This window comes from Glycomyces xiaoerkulensis (assembly GCF_002798405.1).
GTDB classification, from domain to species: Bacteria; Actinomycetota; Actinomycetes; order Mycobacteriales; family Micromonosporaceae; genus Glycomyces; species Glycomyces xiaoerkulensis.
Window position 1 is genome coordinate 225646 of sequence record NZ_PGGV01000004.1, and the last position, 16034, is coordinate 241679.

The following is a 16034-nucleotide window of genomic DNA, read 5'->3' on the forward strand; positions in this document are numbered from 1 at the left end:
CGTCCGCAACCGGCCCGGTCGGGGGCACGACACTATACCGGGTATACTCCGGGTGACTCCCGCGCTCCGGCGACGCCCGCACAGAAAGAGAGCCCATGGCCCCGGTCATCGAGATATCGGGGCTGCGCAAGACCTATCGGAAGCTCATGCGCCAGCCCCATCACGCTTTGGACGGCCTCGACCTGGAGGTCCGCCCCGGAGAGGTCCACGGTTTCCTGGGTCCAAACGGATCCGGCAAGACCACCACGCTGCGGGCCTTGCTGGGGCTCATCGGCACCGACGGCGGCTCCATGCGGATCCTCGGCGAGGAGGTGCCCCGGCGCCTGCCGCAGGTGGTCGGCCGCGTCGGCGCGGTGGTCGAGTCCCCCCAGTTCTTCAAGCACTTCTCCGGCAGGCTGACCCTCCGGATCCTGGCCGAGAGCGCCGGCATCCCGGCCACCAGAGTGGACGAGGTGCTCGAGCAGGTGGGCCTGCGCGACCAGGCGAGGCAGACGGTCAAGAGCTACTCCCTGGGCATGCGCCAGCGGCTGGCGGTGGCGCAGTCGCTGCTGAAGCGGCCCGAGCTGCTGGTGCTCGACGAGCCGGCCAACGGACTCGACCCGGCCGGCATCCACCACATGCGGGCGCTGCTGCAGTGGCTGGCCCACGAGCAGGGCGTCACCGTCCTGGTCTCCTCGCACCTGCTGTCGGAGGTGCAGCAACTGTGCGACTCGATGACGATCGTCTCCAGGGGGCGGCGCATCGTCGACGGCAAGGTCGCCGACATCCTCGCCGGGCACTCCGGATCGCAGATGAGCGTCCGCTTCGCCGACCCGGCCGAGGTCTCCGAAGCGGTCGAGGTGCTGATGGAGGCCGGTGACAACCTGACGGTCACCGCCGAGCGCGACCGGCTGCTCGTGTCCGGCGCCTCCGACCCCGCGTGGATCACCAAGACCCTGGCCGACCGGTCGCTGTACCTGACCGAGCTGGTCACCGAGACCAAGAACCTCGAGTCGGTCTTCCTGGAGCTGACCGGCACCGCCCCGCAGGCCGGCCGGGCCGTCCAGGTGGGCCAGTCGGCCCCGGCCGCCGATCCCGAGATGACCGTCCCGACTGGAGCCGACCGGTGAACCTGTACAAAGCCGAGATCCACCGTTTCGCCCGCCGCCGCCTGAGCCTGATCTTCGGCATCTGCGGGTTCGCGGGCCTGCTGCTGTTCAGCGCCGTGCTGGCCTTCAACTCCCAGACCGGTCCCACCGAGGCCGAGCGGGCCGAGGCGCGCGAAATGGCCGACAACCTCAACGCCGACTACGACCGGTGCGCCGAGGACGAGGAGTTCTTCGAAGACCCCGAGCACGTCTGGGTGTCCGAGGAACCGCACTTCGACGACATGACCCACGAGGAGATCTGCGCGGAGCTGTTCCCGGCCCAGGCCCAGGAGGAGGACTTCCTCTACGTCTACACCTTCCACTTCGAGAACGAGGGCACCGGCATCATCTCCGGCATCGCGGTCCTGGTCGGACTGCTGGCGATGCTGCTGGCCTCCTCGGTGGTCGGCGCCGAGTGGTCGAGCGGCGGCATGGCCAACCTCCTGGTGTGGCACCCGGCCCGCATGCGGGTCTGGGGCGCCAAGCTCGCCGCGGGCCTGACCGTCTGCGCCGCCGCCGTGGTCGCGGTCGTGGCGCTCGCGTTCGTGCTGCTGTACCTGGTGGCGGCGCTCCGGGGCGAGACCGGCACGCTCGACGCGGCCTGGTGGCAGGACGCGCTCGGACGCCTCACCCGGTCGCTGGCCCTGGCCATGGGGATGACGGTGCTCGGCTCGTCGCTGGCGATGCTGGGACGCCACACCGCGATCGCCGGCGGCGTCATCGCCGGCTACCTCGTCGTCGGCGACCTGCTGGTGCGGCTCGCCGGGTTCGCCCTCAACGTCAAGTTCCCCAACCGGTTCTCCCTGTACACCTGGGTCGACGCCTGGATCAGCGGCCGGGTCACGCTCCGGGACTGGTCCGGCCGGTTCGAGGAGACGATGACGCTGACGGCGACCGACGCCGGGCTGCTGCTGGGCGGGATCGTGCTGGTGTTCACGGCCCTGGCGACGTGGTCGTTCGCCCGCAGGGACGCCTCCTAGTCGAACAGGCCGGCGCGGACGGCTTCGAGTCCGAGCAGGATCGCACCGCGGATGACCGGTTCGTCGGCGACCGCGCCGGCCACGACGCTCGGGTTGACCGGCGCGAGCTGGACGGTCTGGGCGGCTACGCGCCCGGCCAGGTCCAGTCCGCCCGCGTAGCCGACCGGACCGCCGAGGACGACCACGGTCGGGTCCAGCAGGACGCAGGAGGCCACGATGCCGAGGGCGATGCCCTTGGCGACCTCGTCGAGGCAGGCCGCGCCCTCCTCGCCGGCGGCGACGGCCGCTCCGACAACCTCGGCCGGGTCGGTGCCCTCGAAGCCGTGCTTGGCGCCGACCTCGACCACCGCCTGGCCGCCGATGACGCGCTGGTAGGAGCCCTGGGACAGCCGGGTGACGACCCCGCCGGTGGGCAGCTCCCCGCCGGGCACGGGCAGGAAGCCGATCTCTCCGGCCGCCCCGGTGGCGCCGCGGTGGAGCTGGCCGCCCAGGATGACCCCGAGGCCCAGCCCGCGCCCGTACCAGGCGTAGACGAAGTCGCCCGCGCCCCCGGCGGCGCCGGAGCGCTGCTCGGCGACGGTGGCGAGATTCACGTCGTTCTCGATCGAGACTTCGGGCGGCAGCTCCTCGTTGAGGGCCGACAGCAGCCCGCGGTGCCAGGCCGGCAGGTCCCAGGAGAAGCCGATCTCACCGGTGGCGGGGTCGATGACGCCGGGCGTGCCCAGCTCGATCCGGGCGACCTTGCCCATCTCGACCCCGGCAGCATCGACCGCGTCGAGCACGACCCGGCGCACCACCGCGACCGGGTCGGTCGATCCCTCCACGGTCGCCTCGGCGCGGCCGACGATCCGGCCGGTGAAGTCGGCGCAGGCGCCGTGCGCACTGGACGGTCCGATCTCGACGCCCACGACGTAGGCGAACGACGGCACCGCCGCGTACAGCGAGGCGTTCGGTCCGCGGCCGCCGGACTTCGATCCGACGACCTCCACCAGGCCGCGGCCCTGCAGCCGCTCCATCATCTGCGAGGCGGTCACCTTGGACATCGAGGTGCGCTCGGCGAGCTGGGCGCGCGTCTGCGGCCCGTCGTCGAGCAGCAGTTGGAGCGCCGCCTGGTCGTTGAGGACCCGCAGCAGCTTCGGCACCCCCGGGGTGTGGCTCTTCGGCATCAGATCAGTTCCTCCGAGCCCACATTATCCACAAGCGGTGCACCCCGTGCTCACACCAGGTGCGCCGTGCCTTCAATCGGTGTCCGTGGTGACCAGGCTCCGGATCTCCCGCAGGGCCACCGACAGCACCGCGAGCTTCTCCTCGGAGCGCCCGGCCTCCTCGGTGGCGGCGTGGATGCGGGTGACCGCCTCGCCGTTGCGCTCGTGCCAGGCTTCGACCGCCGCGGCCGGGCTCGCCCCGGGCTCGGCGCGCATGGCGGCCGTGGTCAGGGCCGCCATCGCCCCGTACATGTCGTAGCGCAGCGCCGAGCGGGCCAGGGTCTGCCAGCGGTTGCGCCGCGGCAGCGCCGAGATCTGGTTGAGGACCTCGTCGGTGTGGATCTTGGCGGCGATGCCGTAGTAGACCTGCGCGGTCTCCAGCGGGTCGGTGCCGAGCCGGCGGGCGCAGTCGACGACGTCGATCAGGCCGAAGCCGAAGATCGGGCCGGAGACGTCGACGGCGAGCTCGGCGGGGATGCCCTGCTCGGCCAGCTCGGTGCAGTACCGCTCGAAGCCGACCGCCTCGGACTCGATGAGCAGCTCGGGCAGCTTCGGCTGGAGCAGCGCCAGGCCGGGCCGGAGCCGGTCGGTCTCGCCGGCGACGTCGACCGTGCCGCGCCGGTGCTGGAGGATCCAGCGCACGCCCCGGTCCAGCAGCCGCCGGATCACCAGCAGCGCCGAGATCTGGGCCGTCTGCGGAGCGCGGTTGTCCAGCTCCTCGATGCGCCGCCACAGGTCGGGCAGGCCGAACGCGTCCCGGACCGCGACATAGGCGCGGACCACGTCGACCACGTCCGAGTTGGTCTCGTCGGAGACGCGGAACAGGAAGGTGGTGCCGCCCCGGTCGACCGCCTCGCCCACCACGGCGGTGGTGATGATCTCGCGGCGCAGCGGGTGCTCGGCCATGAGGTCGGCGTAGGGCTCCCGCAGCGGCCGCGGGAAGTATTCGCGCAGCACCGGCTCGGTCCAGGACTCGTCGGGCAGGCCGGAGTCGAGGACGGCGCGCTTGGCCCAGATCTTCACGTACGACAGCAGCACGGCCAGTTCCGGCTCGGTCAGGCCCACCCCGGCGGCGCTGCGCTCCCGCAACTCCTTGTCGTCGGGCAGGCCCTCGATCTCGCGGTCGAGCCCGACGCGCCTCTCCAGGTGCTTCATGAGCCTGATGTGGACCGGGAGGAGCCGGAAGTTGAGGTACGAGGCGTTGGCGAGCGCCATGTTCTGGTCGTAGTTGTCGGTCAGGACCATGTCGGCGACGGTGTCGGCCATGTCCATGAACAGTTGGTCGCGGCGCTCGGGCTCGATGCGGCCGGCGAGCGCGGCCGAGCGCAGCAGGATCTTGATGTTGACCTCGTGGTCGGAGGTGTCGACCCCGCCGGAGTTGTCGATGAAGTCGGTGTTGATCCGGCCCTCGTCCCGGGCGTACTCGATGCGTCCGAGCTGGGTGAACCCGAGGTTCCCGCCCTCGCCGACGACCTTGCAGCGCAGGTCGGCGCCGTCGACGCGGACGGCGTCGTTGGCCTTGTCCCCGGCGGCGGCGTGGGTCTCGGAGGAGGCCTTGACGTAGGTTCCGATGCCGCCGTTCCACAGCAGGTCGACCTGTGCCTTGAGGATCACCCGGATCAGCTCCGGCGGGGTGACGTCCTTGGTATCGGGGTCGAGGTCCAGCGCCTCGCGCATCTGGGGCGAGACCGGGATCGACTTGACCGACCGCTTCCAGACGCCGCCGCCTTCGGAGATGAGTGCGGGATCGTAGTCGGCCCAGGTGGAGCGGGGCGTCTCGAACAGCCGGCGGCGCTCGGCGAACGAGGTCGCCGCGTCGGGGTCCGGGTCGACGAAGATGTGCAGGTGGTTGAACGCGGCCACCAGTCGGATGTGCTCGGACAGGAGCATCCCGTTGCCGAACACGTCGCCGCCCATGTCGCCGATGCCGACGACGGTGAAGTCCTCGCTCTGGGTGTCGACCCCCATCGCGCGGAAGTGCCGCTTGACCGACTCCCAGGCGCCGCGGGCGGTGATGCCCATCTTCTTGTGGTCGTAGCCGACCGAGCCGCCGGAGGCGAAGGCGTCGCCGAGCCAGAACCCGTAGGAGTCGGCGACCTCGTTGGCGATGTCGGAGAACGTCGCGGTGCCCTTGTCGGCGGCGACCACCAGGTAGGGGTCGTCGCCGTCGTGGCGGACCACGTCCGGGGGCGTGATCACGGTGTTGTCGGCGTCGCGGTTGTCGGTGATGTCCAGCAGCGCCGAGATGAACTCCCGGTAGCGGGCCACGCCCTCGGCCTGTCGGGCGGCGCGGTCGGGGAAGGCGTCCCGCTTGAGCACGAACCCGCCCTTGGCGCCGACCGGGCTGATGACGGTGTTCTTGACCTCCTGGGCCTTGACCAGGCCGAGGATCTCGGTGCGGAAGTCCTCGCGCCGGTCCGACCAGCGCAGCCCGCCGCGGGCGACCTTTCCGTACCGCATGTGGACGCCCTCGAACTCCGGGGAGTAGACGAAGACCTCGAACACCGGGCGCGGCTTGGGCAGGAAGTCGATCTCGCGGGCGTCGAACTTGAAAGCCATGTGCTTCTTGGGCCGCCCGGCCTCGCCGCGCTGGAAGTAGGAGGTGCGCAGCGTGCAGCGGATCAGGGTGAGGAACGATCGAAGGATGCGGTCGGCGTCGAGGCTCGGGACCTCGGCGAGCCCGTCGGCCAGCGACCGGTCGATGCGCTCGACCGCGGTCGCCCGGTCGTCGCCCACGCGCGGGTCGAAGCGGGCCTCGAACAGCCGCACCAGCGAGGAGGCGATCGTCGGGTGGGCGATGAGGGTGCTGGCGATGAAGTCCTGGGAGAACACGAAGCCGCACTGGCGCAGGTAGTTCGCCAGCGCCCGGAGGACGGCCACCTGCCTCCAGTTGAGGCCGGCGGCGATGACCAGTTCGTTGAACCGGTCGGACTCGGCCTCGCCGGTCCAGGCGGCGCGGAAGGCGTTCTCGAAGCGGACGCGCATCTGCGGCACCGATTCGGCGGTCGGGCCCGGCAGCCGCAGCCCGAAGTCGTGCAGGTAGACCTTCCCGTCGCGGCGGTCGATGTGGTAGGGCCGCTCTTCGCCGACGGTCACGCCGAGGTACTTCAGCACCGGCAGGGCCTCCGACAGCCCGACCGGGCTGCCGAAGGAGTAGACCTTGAAGTGGACGTCCTCGTCGTCGCCGCGGCGGCGGAACATCTGGAGTTCCATGTCGCCGGGCTCGTGGAGCATCTCCAGCTTGGCGATGTCCTTGGCGGCGTCGAGCGGGGTGTGCTCGGCCTTGTAGGCGGCCGGGTAGGCGTTGACGTAGGAGCGGAAGAGGCCGCGGGCCTGGCCCTCGCCGACGTGGTGGTCCAGTTGCAGCGCGAAGTCGGCGTCCCAGGACCTGGTGGCTTCGGCCAGTTCGGTCTGGACCGACTCGACGTCGACCGGGTCGGACTCGGCGTACGGGTCGATGCGGATGACGAAGTGGAGGCGTGCCAGGACCGACTCGGTGACGCGGGTGTCGTAGTCGACCCCGACCCCGCCGAGCCGATCGTAGAGGATGTCCTGGATCTTGATGCGGTTCTCGGTGTTGAACCGGTCGCGCGGCAGGTAGACCAGGCAGGAGTAGAAGCGCCCGTAGACGTCGCGGCGCAGGAACAGGCGCAGGCGGCGGCGACCGGCCAGGCGCAGCACGCCCATCGCGGTCTCGTACAGGTCGTCGGTGCGTGCCTGGAACAGCTCGTCGCGCGGGTACGTCTCGAGGGCGGTGACCAGGTCCTTGCCGGAGTGGGAGGACGGGGTGACGCCCGAGCGGTCCAGCACGTCCCGGACCTTGCGGCGCACCACCGGGAGGTCGGTGACCGACGAGAGGTAGGCGGCGGAGGTGAACAGTCCGAGGAAACGGAGCTCGCCGTCGGGTTCGCCGTCGGCGTCGAAGGTCTTGACGCCGATGTAGTCCATGTAGGAGGTCCGGTGGACGGTGGAGCGGGCGTTCGACTTGGTGATGACCAGCAGCCGCTTGGCGCCGATCTGGGAGCGGGCGTCGGCGTTGAACGAGGACAGCGGGCGGGACGCGGCCGGGGCCTTCTTGAGCAGTCCGAGCCCGGTCTCCTCGATGGGGGTCAGCGCCCGGTGCTCACCGGCGCCGGTGAGCTGGTACCGGCGGAAGCCGAGGAAGGTGAACTTGTCGTCGGCGAGCCAGCGCAGCAGCTCGACGGTGTCGCTGATGTCCTTCTCGGGCACCGGGAGGGCCTCGCCCGCTTCGAGGTCGGCGGCGATCTCGAGGGCCTTGGCGCGCATCGGCTGCCAGTCGCCCACGCAGACGCGGACGTCGTCGAGGACGGCCCGGATCTCGGATTCGAGGGTGGTGAGGAACTCCGGATCGGACACGCGCTGGAGTTCGATGTGCATCCACGACTCGTGCCGTCCGTCGTCGGCGGGGGCCTCGGCCAGTTCGCCGCCGGCCTCGCGCCGGACCGGGACGATCGGGTGCACGAACACGACGATGTCGATGGCGTGCTTGCCGAACAGCCCCATCAGGGAGTCGACCAGGAACGGCGAGTCCTCGCAGGCGATGTCGACGTGCGTGTTCGCGGCCGCGTCGGGGCCGTCGGAGTCGGCGGGGCAGTCGATCTCCAGGCACACCTCGCCGGGACGGCGGCGGCGGGCGAGCCGGCGGTGCCTGGCGGTGGTCTCGAACAGATGCTCGGCGCTGCGGCCGACGATGTCGTCGTCGGCGACCAGGCTCCAGTACAGCTCCACGAGCCTGGCGAGCGATTCGTCCGATCCGGCGAGTCCGGCCGCTTCGGTGAGCAGCTCCCCCCGGTCGGGGAGGGTTTCGCGGAATTCTTCGTCACCGATGAACGCCAACACGTTTCGTCTCCAGCTCGAATCGACTCGACCCACCTCGTCGTGGACCGCTTCCAGGCTAGATCTTACGGGGCCGATGCGTCCGGTGGGTTGCAGCGAGCTAAGGGAGAGCGGCCGGCTCCCGCGGCAAGGGCGCTGGATAGCAGTCATCGCGGCGTCACGGTAGAGTCAAGATCGGAAACGTCCCCCGATTTTGAAGGTGACCTCATATGGTTGCGGTCCTGGTGATCGTGCTCCTCCTCGCCGTCGTGGCCTGGTGGCTGTGGCGGCGGAACCGGCAGCGGCGCGAAGACGAAGCCTACGTGCCACCGGGACCGGCCGACCCCTTCGCCGACGGCGACACCGACATCCTGCGCGGCGATCCCAAGCGGGTCAAGGCCGGCGACATGGTCGAGGCCTACGGCAAGACCCTCGCCGTGCGCGGGACGCTGCGGCTGAGCGAGGGCGACTACTCCTGGGCCGAGCACTTCCTCGACACGGGCACGGGCGTCAGGCGCTGGCTGTCGGTCGAGGCCGACCCGGATGTCGAACTGGTGCTGTGGGAAGAGGTCAAGGGCGCCGACCTGAAGCCGGGTCCGCGCGAGCTCAGCTTCGAGGGCGAGTCCTACCGCTCCGACGAGCAGGGCACCGCCGACTACACCAGCGAGGCCACCACCGGTCTGGCGCCGACCGGCACGCTCCGCTACCACGACTACGAGGGCCCCGGCGGCCAGAAGCTCTCCTTCGAGGCCTTCGGCGACGGCGCCAAGTGGGAGTTGGCGAAGGGTCTTACGCTGGATCGCAACCAGGTCACCATCTACCACCAGAACGAATCGTGATAAGCGCACTCGAGATCCCCTTCATCGACGTCTCCGCCCGAGAGCTGACGTTCCGGCCGGACGCGCCGTCGATGCCCGTCCTGGACCAGCTCGACCGGGACGCCGGGAAGCTGCGCCTGTCACTGCGGCTGCTGGGGGCCAGCCACCAGGCGGTGGTGGCGACCCCGGACGGCCTGGTCGCCGAGACCCTCGCTTACCGCGGCGACCTCTCCCCCGACCTGCCCGAGGCGTTCAGCCGGCGCGCCGGGACCTGGCGGCACCGGTTCACCAGCCGGACCGAGCGGCTGGCGGTCCCCGAACTGCGCGACCGCGTGCGGGGGCTCCGCGCCCGCGGCGGCGAACCCGACCTCTTGATCGGCGTGTTCGGCGACCGGCCCGACGCCCTCACCGCCCTCGAGGTCACCGGTACCGCGCCGCTGACGTGGCGGACGGTGCACACCTACCCTCAGTACGGCGAGGTCGTGACCACCACCGGAAGCGTCGAGCATCTAGGCTGAACCCGATCCCCGAACGAAGGACCCGCCCGGATTATGCAGCAGAACCCGTCTCACGAACTCCCCCGCTACGGCGGCGGCATGAATTGGAAGCACTGGCTGGCGATCGGCCTGGTGGTGGTGCTGTGCTGCGGCGGCTGGCTCGTGTCCTCCTTGGACTTCAGTAACCCCACCGGCCACATCCAGAGCAACTACGAGCGCGCCGCGAACCTCGACGAGGGGCGCGGCCGGGCCTACACCTCGTCGCTGCCGCCGGCCAGCGTCGCCAACTCCATCGACGACGCCGACGGCGCCCGCAAGCAGCGCCGGGACGGCAACAAGCACTTCCTGCAGTACAAGAGCCACATCGTGTCGGTCGAACCCCACCGGGGCGGGTCGAAGATCCTGCTGTTCAACTACCGGGACGGCTACCGGCACTACTCGCCCGTGTTCATCGGGTGGGGATGGTCGTCGTCCCCGCTCCCGCCGTTCCGGGGCGGCGGACCCGGCAGCGGCAAATAGCCCGACCCGCCCGACCAACGAGACCTGAAAGGCAGCCTCCATGTTCGAAGACTTCGGCAACGCCGTTCTCGGCGCACTCGCCTACAGCGGCGTCGGTATCGCACTGATGGTGCTGGGATACTTCATCGTCGACTGGCTCACCCCCGCCCCGCTGGGCGAGATGATCTGGACCAACCGCAACCGGAACGCCGCGCTCCTGCTGGCCTCCAACAGCCTCGGGGTGGGCCTGATCGTGGTCGGCGCGATCTGGGCCTCCGAGGGCAACCTCGTCGAGGGGATCGTCTCGACCCTGGTGTTCGGTGTGATCGGCCTGGTCGCGATGGCCGTGGCGTTCTTGGTCCTCGACCTGCTGACGCCCGGCAAGCCCGGCGAGGCAGTGACCTCCGAGGAGTTCCAGCCCGCGGTGTGGGTGAACTCCGCCATGCACGTGGCGCTGGGCGGCGTCATCGCGATGGCCCTGTCTTGAGGGCCCCGGCCGCCACCGACGAGCAGCGGACGCCGCCGCGGCGGATCCGTCCGGCGCGGGCCGGACTCCTGGCGACGGTGTTCGTGGTGGCGGCCTGCGGGCTCGTGTACGAACTGGCGCTCATCACTTTGGGCGCCTATCTGATCGGCAACACCGCCACGCAGGCGTCGATCGTGCTGAGCGTGATGGTGTTCGCGATGGGCCTGGGCGCCTTGGCGGCCAAACCGCTGCAGAAGCGCCCGGCGCTGGCGTTCGCCGCGATCGAGCTGGCCCTGGCGGTGCTGGGCGGCTTCAGCGTCCTGGTCCTGTACGCGGCCTTCGCGTGGACGGCGCTGTACAACCTGCCCCTGATCGCGATCGCGTTCGCGATCGGCCTGCTGGTCGGCGCGGAGATCCCGCTGCTCATGGAGCTGCTGCAGCGCATCCGCCGGCAGGCGGCCGGCAGCGCGGTCGCCGACCTGAACGCGGCCGACTACCTGGGCGGGCTCGTCGGGGGCCTGGCGTTCCCGTTCCTGCTGCTGCCGCTGTTCGGCCAGATCAGGGGGGCCCTGCTGGTCGGCGCGGTGAACGCCGTGGCCGGGGTGGTGCTGGTGTTCCTGGTCTTCCGCGGGGACCTGCCGAAGGCCGGCAGGCAGCTCCTGGCGCTCGGCGCGGCCGCGATCGCGATCGTGCTGGCGGCGGCGTTCGCCTACACCGACCGGTTCGAGGTGGCCGCCCGCCAGGCGCTGTACGCCGACCCGATCATCTACAGCGAGGACACGCAGTACCAGCAGATAGTGATGACCGAGTCGGCCTCGCCGTTCGGCGGCGAGGACTTCCGGCTGTACCTGAACGGGGACCTGCAGTTCTCGTCGGTGGACGAGTACCGGTACCACGAGGCGCTGGTCCATCCGGTGATGGACGGCCCGCGGGCCGACGTGCTGGTCCTCGGGGGCGGCGACGCGCTGGCGGTGCGGGAGGTCCTGCGCTATCGGGACGTGGAGTCGGTGACCCTGGTCGACCTCGACCCGACGGTGACGGAACTGGCGCGGGACTTCGACCGGCTGGCGGAGCTGAACGGGGGCGCGCTGAGCGACCCGCGGGTCGAGGTGGTCAACCGGGACGCCTTCACCTGGCTGCGGGACCGGTCCGAGGCCTACGACGTGATCGTGGTGGACATGCCCGACCCGGACGCGACCGAGACGGCGAAGCTGTACTCGGTGGAGTTCTACGCCATGGCGGCCGGCCGCCTCAACGGTTCCGGCCGCATGGTGGTGCAGGGCGGATCGCCCTATTTCGCCCCGAAGACGTATTGGACGGTCGGGGCCTCGATCGAGGAGGCGGGCTACGGGACGACGCCGTACCAGGTGTCGGTGCCCTCGTTCGGCGACTGGGGCTTCCACGCGGTGCACGCCTCGGGCGAGGCGCCTGAAGTGTCGCTGGACACCGAGGCGGGTCCGTTCGAGTCGCTGACGCCGGAGCTGCTGGAGTCGGCCCAGGTCTTCCCGCCTGACCGCGCCCGCCTCGAAATGGAGCCGTCGACGTTGATGCACCCGGTTATCCTCGACCGGGTCCAGAGCGAGTGGCGCCACTACTGAGCGGCCCGCCGCTCGCCCGAACCCTCCGACGGCAGGAGCGACCATGCATCCCACCCACCCTGCGCCGCAGGCGCAGGAGATCACCGTCCGGCACCGGACCGTGGCCTCGGTCATGTTCATCGTCTGCGGCGCGCTGTTCCTGCTGCTCGGCGTCCTGGCGCTGACGGGAGACGGGCCGGCGGTGTGGCTCATTCTCGGTCCGGTGATTCTGGCCGCGGGCATCGTCTCGCGCTTCGTGCCGTTCATCCGCTTCCAGCCGGCTACGGCGACGCTGATCATGCACGGGCCGTTCGGCAACCGGGTCCGCACCTTCGGCGCGCCGAAGGGCGAGCGGCTGTACTTCGACGGCTCGAACATCATGCGGCTCAAGCCCGACGGCAAGCAGAAGCGGGTCGGTACCGGGTCCGGTGAGCCCGCCGACGTCCAGCGCCTCCAGCAGACCCTGCTGGGGATGCAGCAGCACTGACGCGGTCCGGCCCGCGGACGGGCCGTCCGCGGGCCGGACCTCCCGGGGAGGCGCCGGGGTCGTCAGTTCCAGTCGAGGTTCGCGCCTCCCGAGGCTATGACCCGCCGGTACCAGTCGGCGCTGCGCTTGGGGGTGCGCCGCTGGGAGTCGTAGTCGACGTGCACCAGGCCGAACCGCTTGGAGTAGCCCTCGGCCCATTCGAAGTTGTCCAGCAGGGACCACACGAAGTACCCGCGCAGGTTCACGCCCTTCTCGATGGCCTCGCCCGCGGCGCGGAAGTAGCCGTCGAGGTATTCGATGCGGTCGGCGTCGTCGACCTCGCCGCCGGGGCCGACCGCGTCGTCGAAGCACGCCCCGCTCTCGGTGACGTACACCGGCAGGTCGGTGTAATCGGCGCTGAGCCGTTCCAGGACGCGGCGGAGGCTCGCGGGGTGGATCTCCCAGCCGAAGTCGGTCACCGGTCCCTCCGGCTCGAGCGCGCGGGTGCCCAGGTGCGGGTCGGATTCGTCGGCGGCGATGCGGAAGCGGTGGTAGTGGTTGACGCCGACGAAGTCGAGCGGGGCGGCGATGGTGTCCATGTCGCCCGGTTCGATCGCGTCGAAGGCGCCCGAGCCGCGGTAGTGCCAGCGCATGTCCTCGGGGTAGGCGCCCTTGAACAGCGGGTCGAGGAACATCCGGTTGCCGGCGCCGTCGGCCAGCATCGCGGCCGCCTGGTCTTCGGGCCGGTCGCTGGCCGGCTCGATGTCGGTGAGGATGACCGCGGTGCCGATCCGGGCCGACGGCCGCCGATCGCGGATGGCGGCGGCGGCGAGCCCGTGGGCGAGGTTGAGGTGGTGGACCGTGCGCAGGGCCTGGGTGAGGTCGCGCCGGCCGGGGGCGTGGACGCCTTCGTAGTGGCCGAGGAAGGCGATGCACCAGGCCTCGTTGATCGGGATCCAGTCCTCGGCCAGGTCGCCGAGGGCGGCGGCGGTGCGGGCGGCGTAGTCGGCGAACCGGTGGGCCGTCCGCCGCTCCGGCCAGCCGCCCTCGTCGTCGAGCACCTGCGGCAGGTCCCAGTGGTAGAGCGTCACCAGCGGGGTGATGCCGCGGGAGCGGAGGTCCCCGAGCAGCTCCCGGTAGAAGGCGACGGCCTCGGGGTTGAGTTCGCCGCGGCCGTCCGGTTGCAATCGGGCCCAGGAGACCGACATGCGGTAGGCGCGCAGGCCGAGCCGCTCGGCGAGGTCGAAGTCCTCCCGCCACCGGTGGTAGTGGTCGCATGCGACGGCGCCGGTGTCGCCGTCTCGGGTCCTGCCGGGCGCGGCGGCGAAGGTATCCCAGATGGACGGTCCGCGGCCGCCTTCGTCGGCGGCGCCCTCGATCTGGTAGGCGGCGGTGGAGGCGCCCCACAGGAAGTCCTCGGGGAACGGGCTGGCGTCGGTCATGTGCGTCTGCTCCTCGGTTGGGTGGTTCACTTGTCGACTCCGGTCACGACGATCCCCTGGACGAAGACCCGCTGCGCCGCGAGGAAGATCGCGACCGGCAGCACCAGCGCCAGGAGCGAGGCGGCCATGATCAGGTGGGGCTCGGTGTTGTAGACCCCGCTGAAGTAGCTCAGGCCCACCCCGATCGGGACGATGTCGCGGTTGCCGGCCAGGTACAGCAATGGTTCGAAGAAATCGTTCCAGGCGTAGAAGAAGTGGAACAGGCTGACCGCGGTCAGGGCCGGGATCGCCTGCGGGACGATCACCCGCGCGAAGGTCCGGATCGGTCCGGCCCCGTCGATGCGGGCGGCCTCCTCGAGTTCCTTGGGGATGGTCAGGAAGTACTGCCTGAGCAGGAACACGTTGAAAGCGTTGGCGAAGAAGTGCGGCACGATCAGCGGCAGGTAGGTGCCGATCCAGCCCATCTGCAGGAACACCGCGTACTTGGGGACGAGGGTCACCGCCGGCGGCAGCAGGATCGTGGCCATCAGGAGCCCGAACAGCGCCTTCCGGAACGGGAATCGGAACCTGGCGAAGCCGTAGGCGACGATCGCCGAGGACACGACGGTGGCGAACACGGTGGTCAGCGCGTAGAACAGGGTCCATGCGGTCAGGCGCACGAAGTCGATGGTGCTCCAGGCTTCGGCGAAGTTGCCCCACTGCGGGTTGAAGCCGCGGACGGGGTCGAGGGTGCGCCAGCGGCCCTCCCATTCGATCGGTCCGGCACCGGGGTCGCCGGGGTCGATGAAGACGCTCGATTCGCGGCCGGGCTCGATCAGGGCCAGTTCGCGGACCTCGCCGCCGGGCATCGGCACGGCGTAGACCTCGTGCTCCTCGCCTTCGTACTCGAAGACCTCGGCCGAGACCGGGAGGATCGGCGAGTTCGGGTCGGAGACGCCGTCCTTGTCCTTCAGGGCGGTCACCATCCCGTACCCGAGCGGCATCAGGAACAGGCTCACCAGCAGGAATGCGCCCAGGGTGACGCCGCCGCCCCAGAGGATGCGCTTGCGGCGGCGCCGCATCCGGGCCTCTTCGTGGGTTCGGGCGGGCGTCTGGGCCGCCTCGGGGCGTTCGGGGGCTGCGACGGACATTACCGCTCCGATCCGTAGTGGACCCAGAAGCGCGCGGTGCCGAACAGCACCGCGGTCAGGGCCGCGACGACGAGGAAGATGAACCAGGCCAGGGCGGCGCCGTAGCCCATGTTCCCGAAGACGAACGCCTGCTGGTAGAAGTGGATCAGCAGGAACCGGCTGCCGCCCTCGGGGTGGCCGGTGGCTCCGAACAGGACCCACGGCTGGACGAAGTACTGCATGATGAGCACGCTGCCGATGACCAGGTTGTAGAACATGACCGGCGACAGCAGCGGCAGGGTCACCGTCCGCAGGCGGCGCCACCAGCCGGCGCCGTCGATGGCCGCGGCCTCGTACAACTGCGTGGGGATGCCTTGGAGGCCGGCGAGGTTGATCATCATGGCGTTGCCGACGCCCCACAGGCCGATGAAGCTGAAGGCGAACAGGACCAGGACCGGGTTGTCGAACCAGCGGATGCCGCCCGCGCCGGTGGCCTGGACGCCGGTGAGGCCGATGATCTTGTTGAGCCAGCCGGTCTGCGGGTTGAGCACCTGCTGCCAGATCAGGATGCCGGCCACCAGCGGGATCATCGAGGGCGCGTAGAACAGCAGCCGGAAGAAGCCGACGCCCCGCAGGTGCGCGGAGTTGAGCAGCAGGGCCAGGCCGAGGGCGACGACCAGGCTCAGGGGCAGGAACAGGACCGTGAACCGGAGCGTCACCAGCAGCGACTGCCAGGTGTGCGGGTCGGACATGGCCCGTTCCCAGTTGCTCATCCCGACGAAGCTGGTCGCTTCGGGGTCGGTGAGCTGGAAGTCGAGCGTGGAGAACACGAGCGAGGCGAGCATCGGGATGAGCCAGAACAGGGCGAATCCGATGATCCACGGTGCGATGAAGGCGTAGCCCCAGCGGGCCTCGCGCCGCTCCATGGGGCTGGCGGGACGCTTGGGCGGGCGCTTGCCGCGCCGGGCCCGGCGAACCGCTGCGGTGAGGTCGGACATGGCTTCCTTTCGGAG

13 protein-coding genes are annotated in these 16034 nt (G+C 70.4%); 8 read left to right on the plus strand and 5 right to left on the minus strand.

Annotated features, from left to right (window positions below; genetic code table 11):
- Positions 1-95 precede the first annotated feature (95 nt).
- Together CUT39_RS01920 and CUT39_RS01925 are read left to right on the plus strand one after the other, a co-directional pair.
- Positions 96-1109 (plus strand): ABC transporter ATP-binding protein, encoded by a 1014-nt coding sequence (locus tag CUT39_RS01920; RefSeq protein WP_100444246.1) that lies wholly within the window; start codon positions 96-98, stop codon positions 1107-1109.
- Positions 1106-2107 (plus strand): ABC transporter permease subunit, encoded by a 1002-nt coding sequence (locus CUT39_RS01925; RefSeq protein ID WP_100444247.1) that lies wholly within the window; start codon positions 1106-1108, stop codon positions 2105-2107. The genes CUT39_RS01920 and CUT39_RS01925 overlap by 4 nt, the downstream gene beginning before the upstream one ends.
- Here the strand turns inward: CUT39_RS01925 and CUT39_RS01930 are convergent.
- Positions 2104-3273 (minus strand): ROK family transcriptional regulator, encoded by a 1170-nt coding sequence (locus CUT39_RS01930; RefSeq protein WP_100444248.1) that lies wholly within the window; start codon positions 3271-3273, stop codon positions 2104-2106. The genes CUT39_RS01925 and CUT39_RS01930 overlap by 4 nt on opposite strands.
- 72 nt (positions 3274-3345) lie before the next feature.
- Positions 3346-8172, minus strand: coding sequence for an NAD-glutamate dehydrogenase (locus tag CUT39_RS01935; protein WP_100444249.1), 4827 nt, complete (start codon positions 8170-8172; stop codon positions 3346-3348).
- Between the two features lie 206 nt (positions 8173-8378).
- Between CUT39_RS01935 and CUT39_RS01940 the strand changes: the two genes are divergently transcribed.
- From CUT39_RS01940 to CUT39_RS01965, 6 genes are read left to right on the plus strand one after another with little or no spacing between them, the layout of a single operon-like run.
- Positions 8379-8987: a DUF4178 domain-containing protein gene (locus CUT39_RS01940; protein WP_100444250.1), complete on the plus strand. Its 609-nt coding sequence runs from the start codon at positions 8379-8381 to the stop codon at positions 8985-8987.
- Positions 8984-9484: a DUF2617 family protein gene (locus tag CUT39_RS01945; RefSeq protein WP_157930427.1), complete on the plus strand. Its 501-nt coding sequence runs from the start codon at positions 8984-8986 to the stop codon at positions 9482-9484. The genes CUT39_RS01940 and CUT39_RS01945 overlap by 4 nt, the downstream gene beginning before the upstream one ends.
- Before the next feature lie 33 nt (positions 9485-9517).
- The gene (locus CUT39_RS01950) at positions 9518-9982 is read left to right on the plus strand and encodes a DUF4247 domain-containing protein (protein ID WP_100444252.1); all 465 of its coding nucleotides are present in this window, start codon (positions 9518-9520) and stop codon (positions 9980-9982) included.
- Positions 9983-10022: 40 nt separating this feature from the next.
- A complete protein-coding gene (locus tag CUT39_RS01955) occupies positions 10023-10448 on the plus strand; it encodes a DUF350 domain-containing protein (protein ID WP_100444253.1) in 426 nt (141 codons plus the stop codon).
- Complete coding sequence (locus CUT39_RS01960) at positions 10445-12025, plus strand: polyamine aminopropyltransferase (protein WP_100444254.1); 1581 nt, start codon at positions 10445-10447, stop codon at positions 12023-12025. The genes CUT39_RS01955 and CUT39_RS01960 overlap by 4 nt, the downstream gene beginning before the upstream one ends.
- Positions 12026-12068: 43 nt before the next feature.
- Entirely contained in the window at positions 12069-12491 is a 423-nt protein-coding gene (locus CUT39_RS01965; protein ID WP_100444255.1) for a hypothetical protein, read from the plus strand.
- A 62-nt stretch (positions 12492-12553) separates the two neighbouring features.
- Here CUT39_RS01965 and CUT39_RS01970 read toward each other — a convergent pair whose 3' ends face one another.
- Genes CUT39_RS01970 through CUT39_RS01980 form a run of 3 tightly spaced genes read right to left on the minus strand, consistent with a single transcriptional unit; the run spans position 12554 to position 16019 of the window.
- Positions 12554-13912, minus strand: a complete 1359-nt coding sequence (locus CUT39_RS01970; protein WP_100444256.1) for a GH1 family beta-glucosidase — start codon at positions 13910-13912, stop codon at positions 12554-12556.
- Positions 13913-13938: 26 nt separating this feature from the next.
- On the minus strand, positions 13939-15042 hold the full coding sequence (locus tag CUT39_RS01975) for a carbohydrate ABC transporter permease (protein ID WP_198586794.1): 1104 nt from the start codon (positions 15040-15042) through the stop codon (positions 13939-13941).
- On the minus strand, positions 15042-16019 hold the full coding sequence (locus CUT39_RS01980; RefSeq protein WP_100444257.1) for a carbohydrate ABC transporter permease: 978 nt from the start codon (positions 16017-16019) through the stop codon (positions 15042-15044). Before CUT39_RS01980 ends, CUT39_RS01975 begins: the two co-directional genes overlap by 1 nt.
- Between the last annotated feature and the right edge of the window lie 15 nt (positions 16020-16034).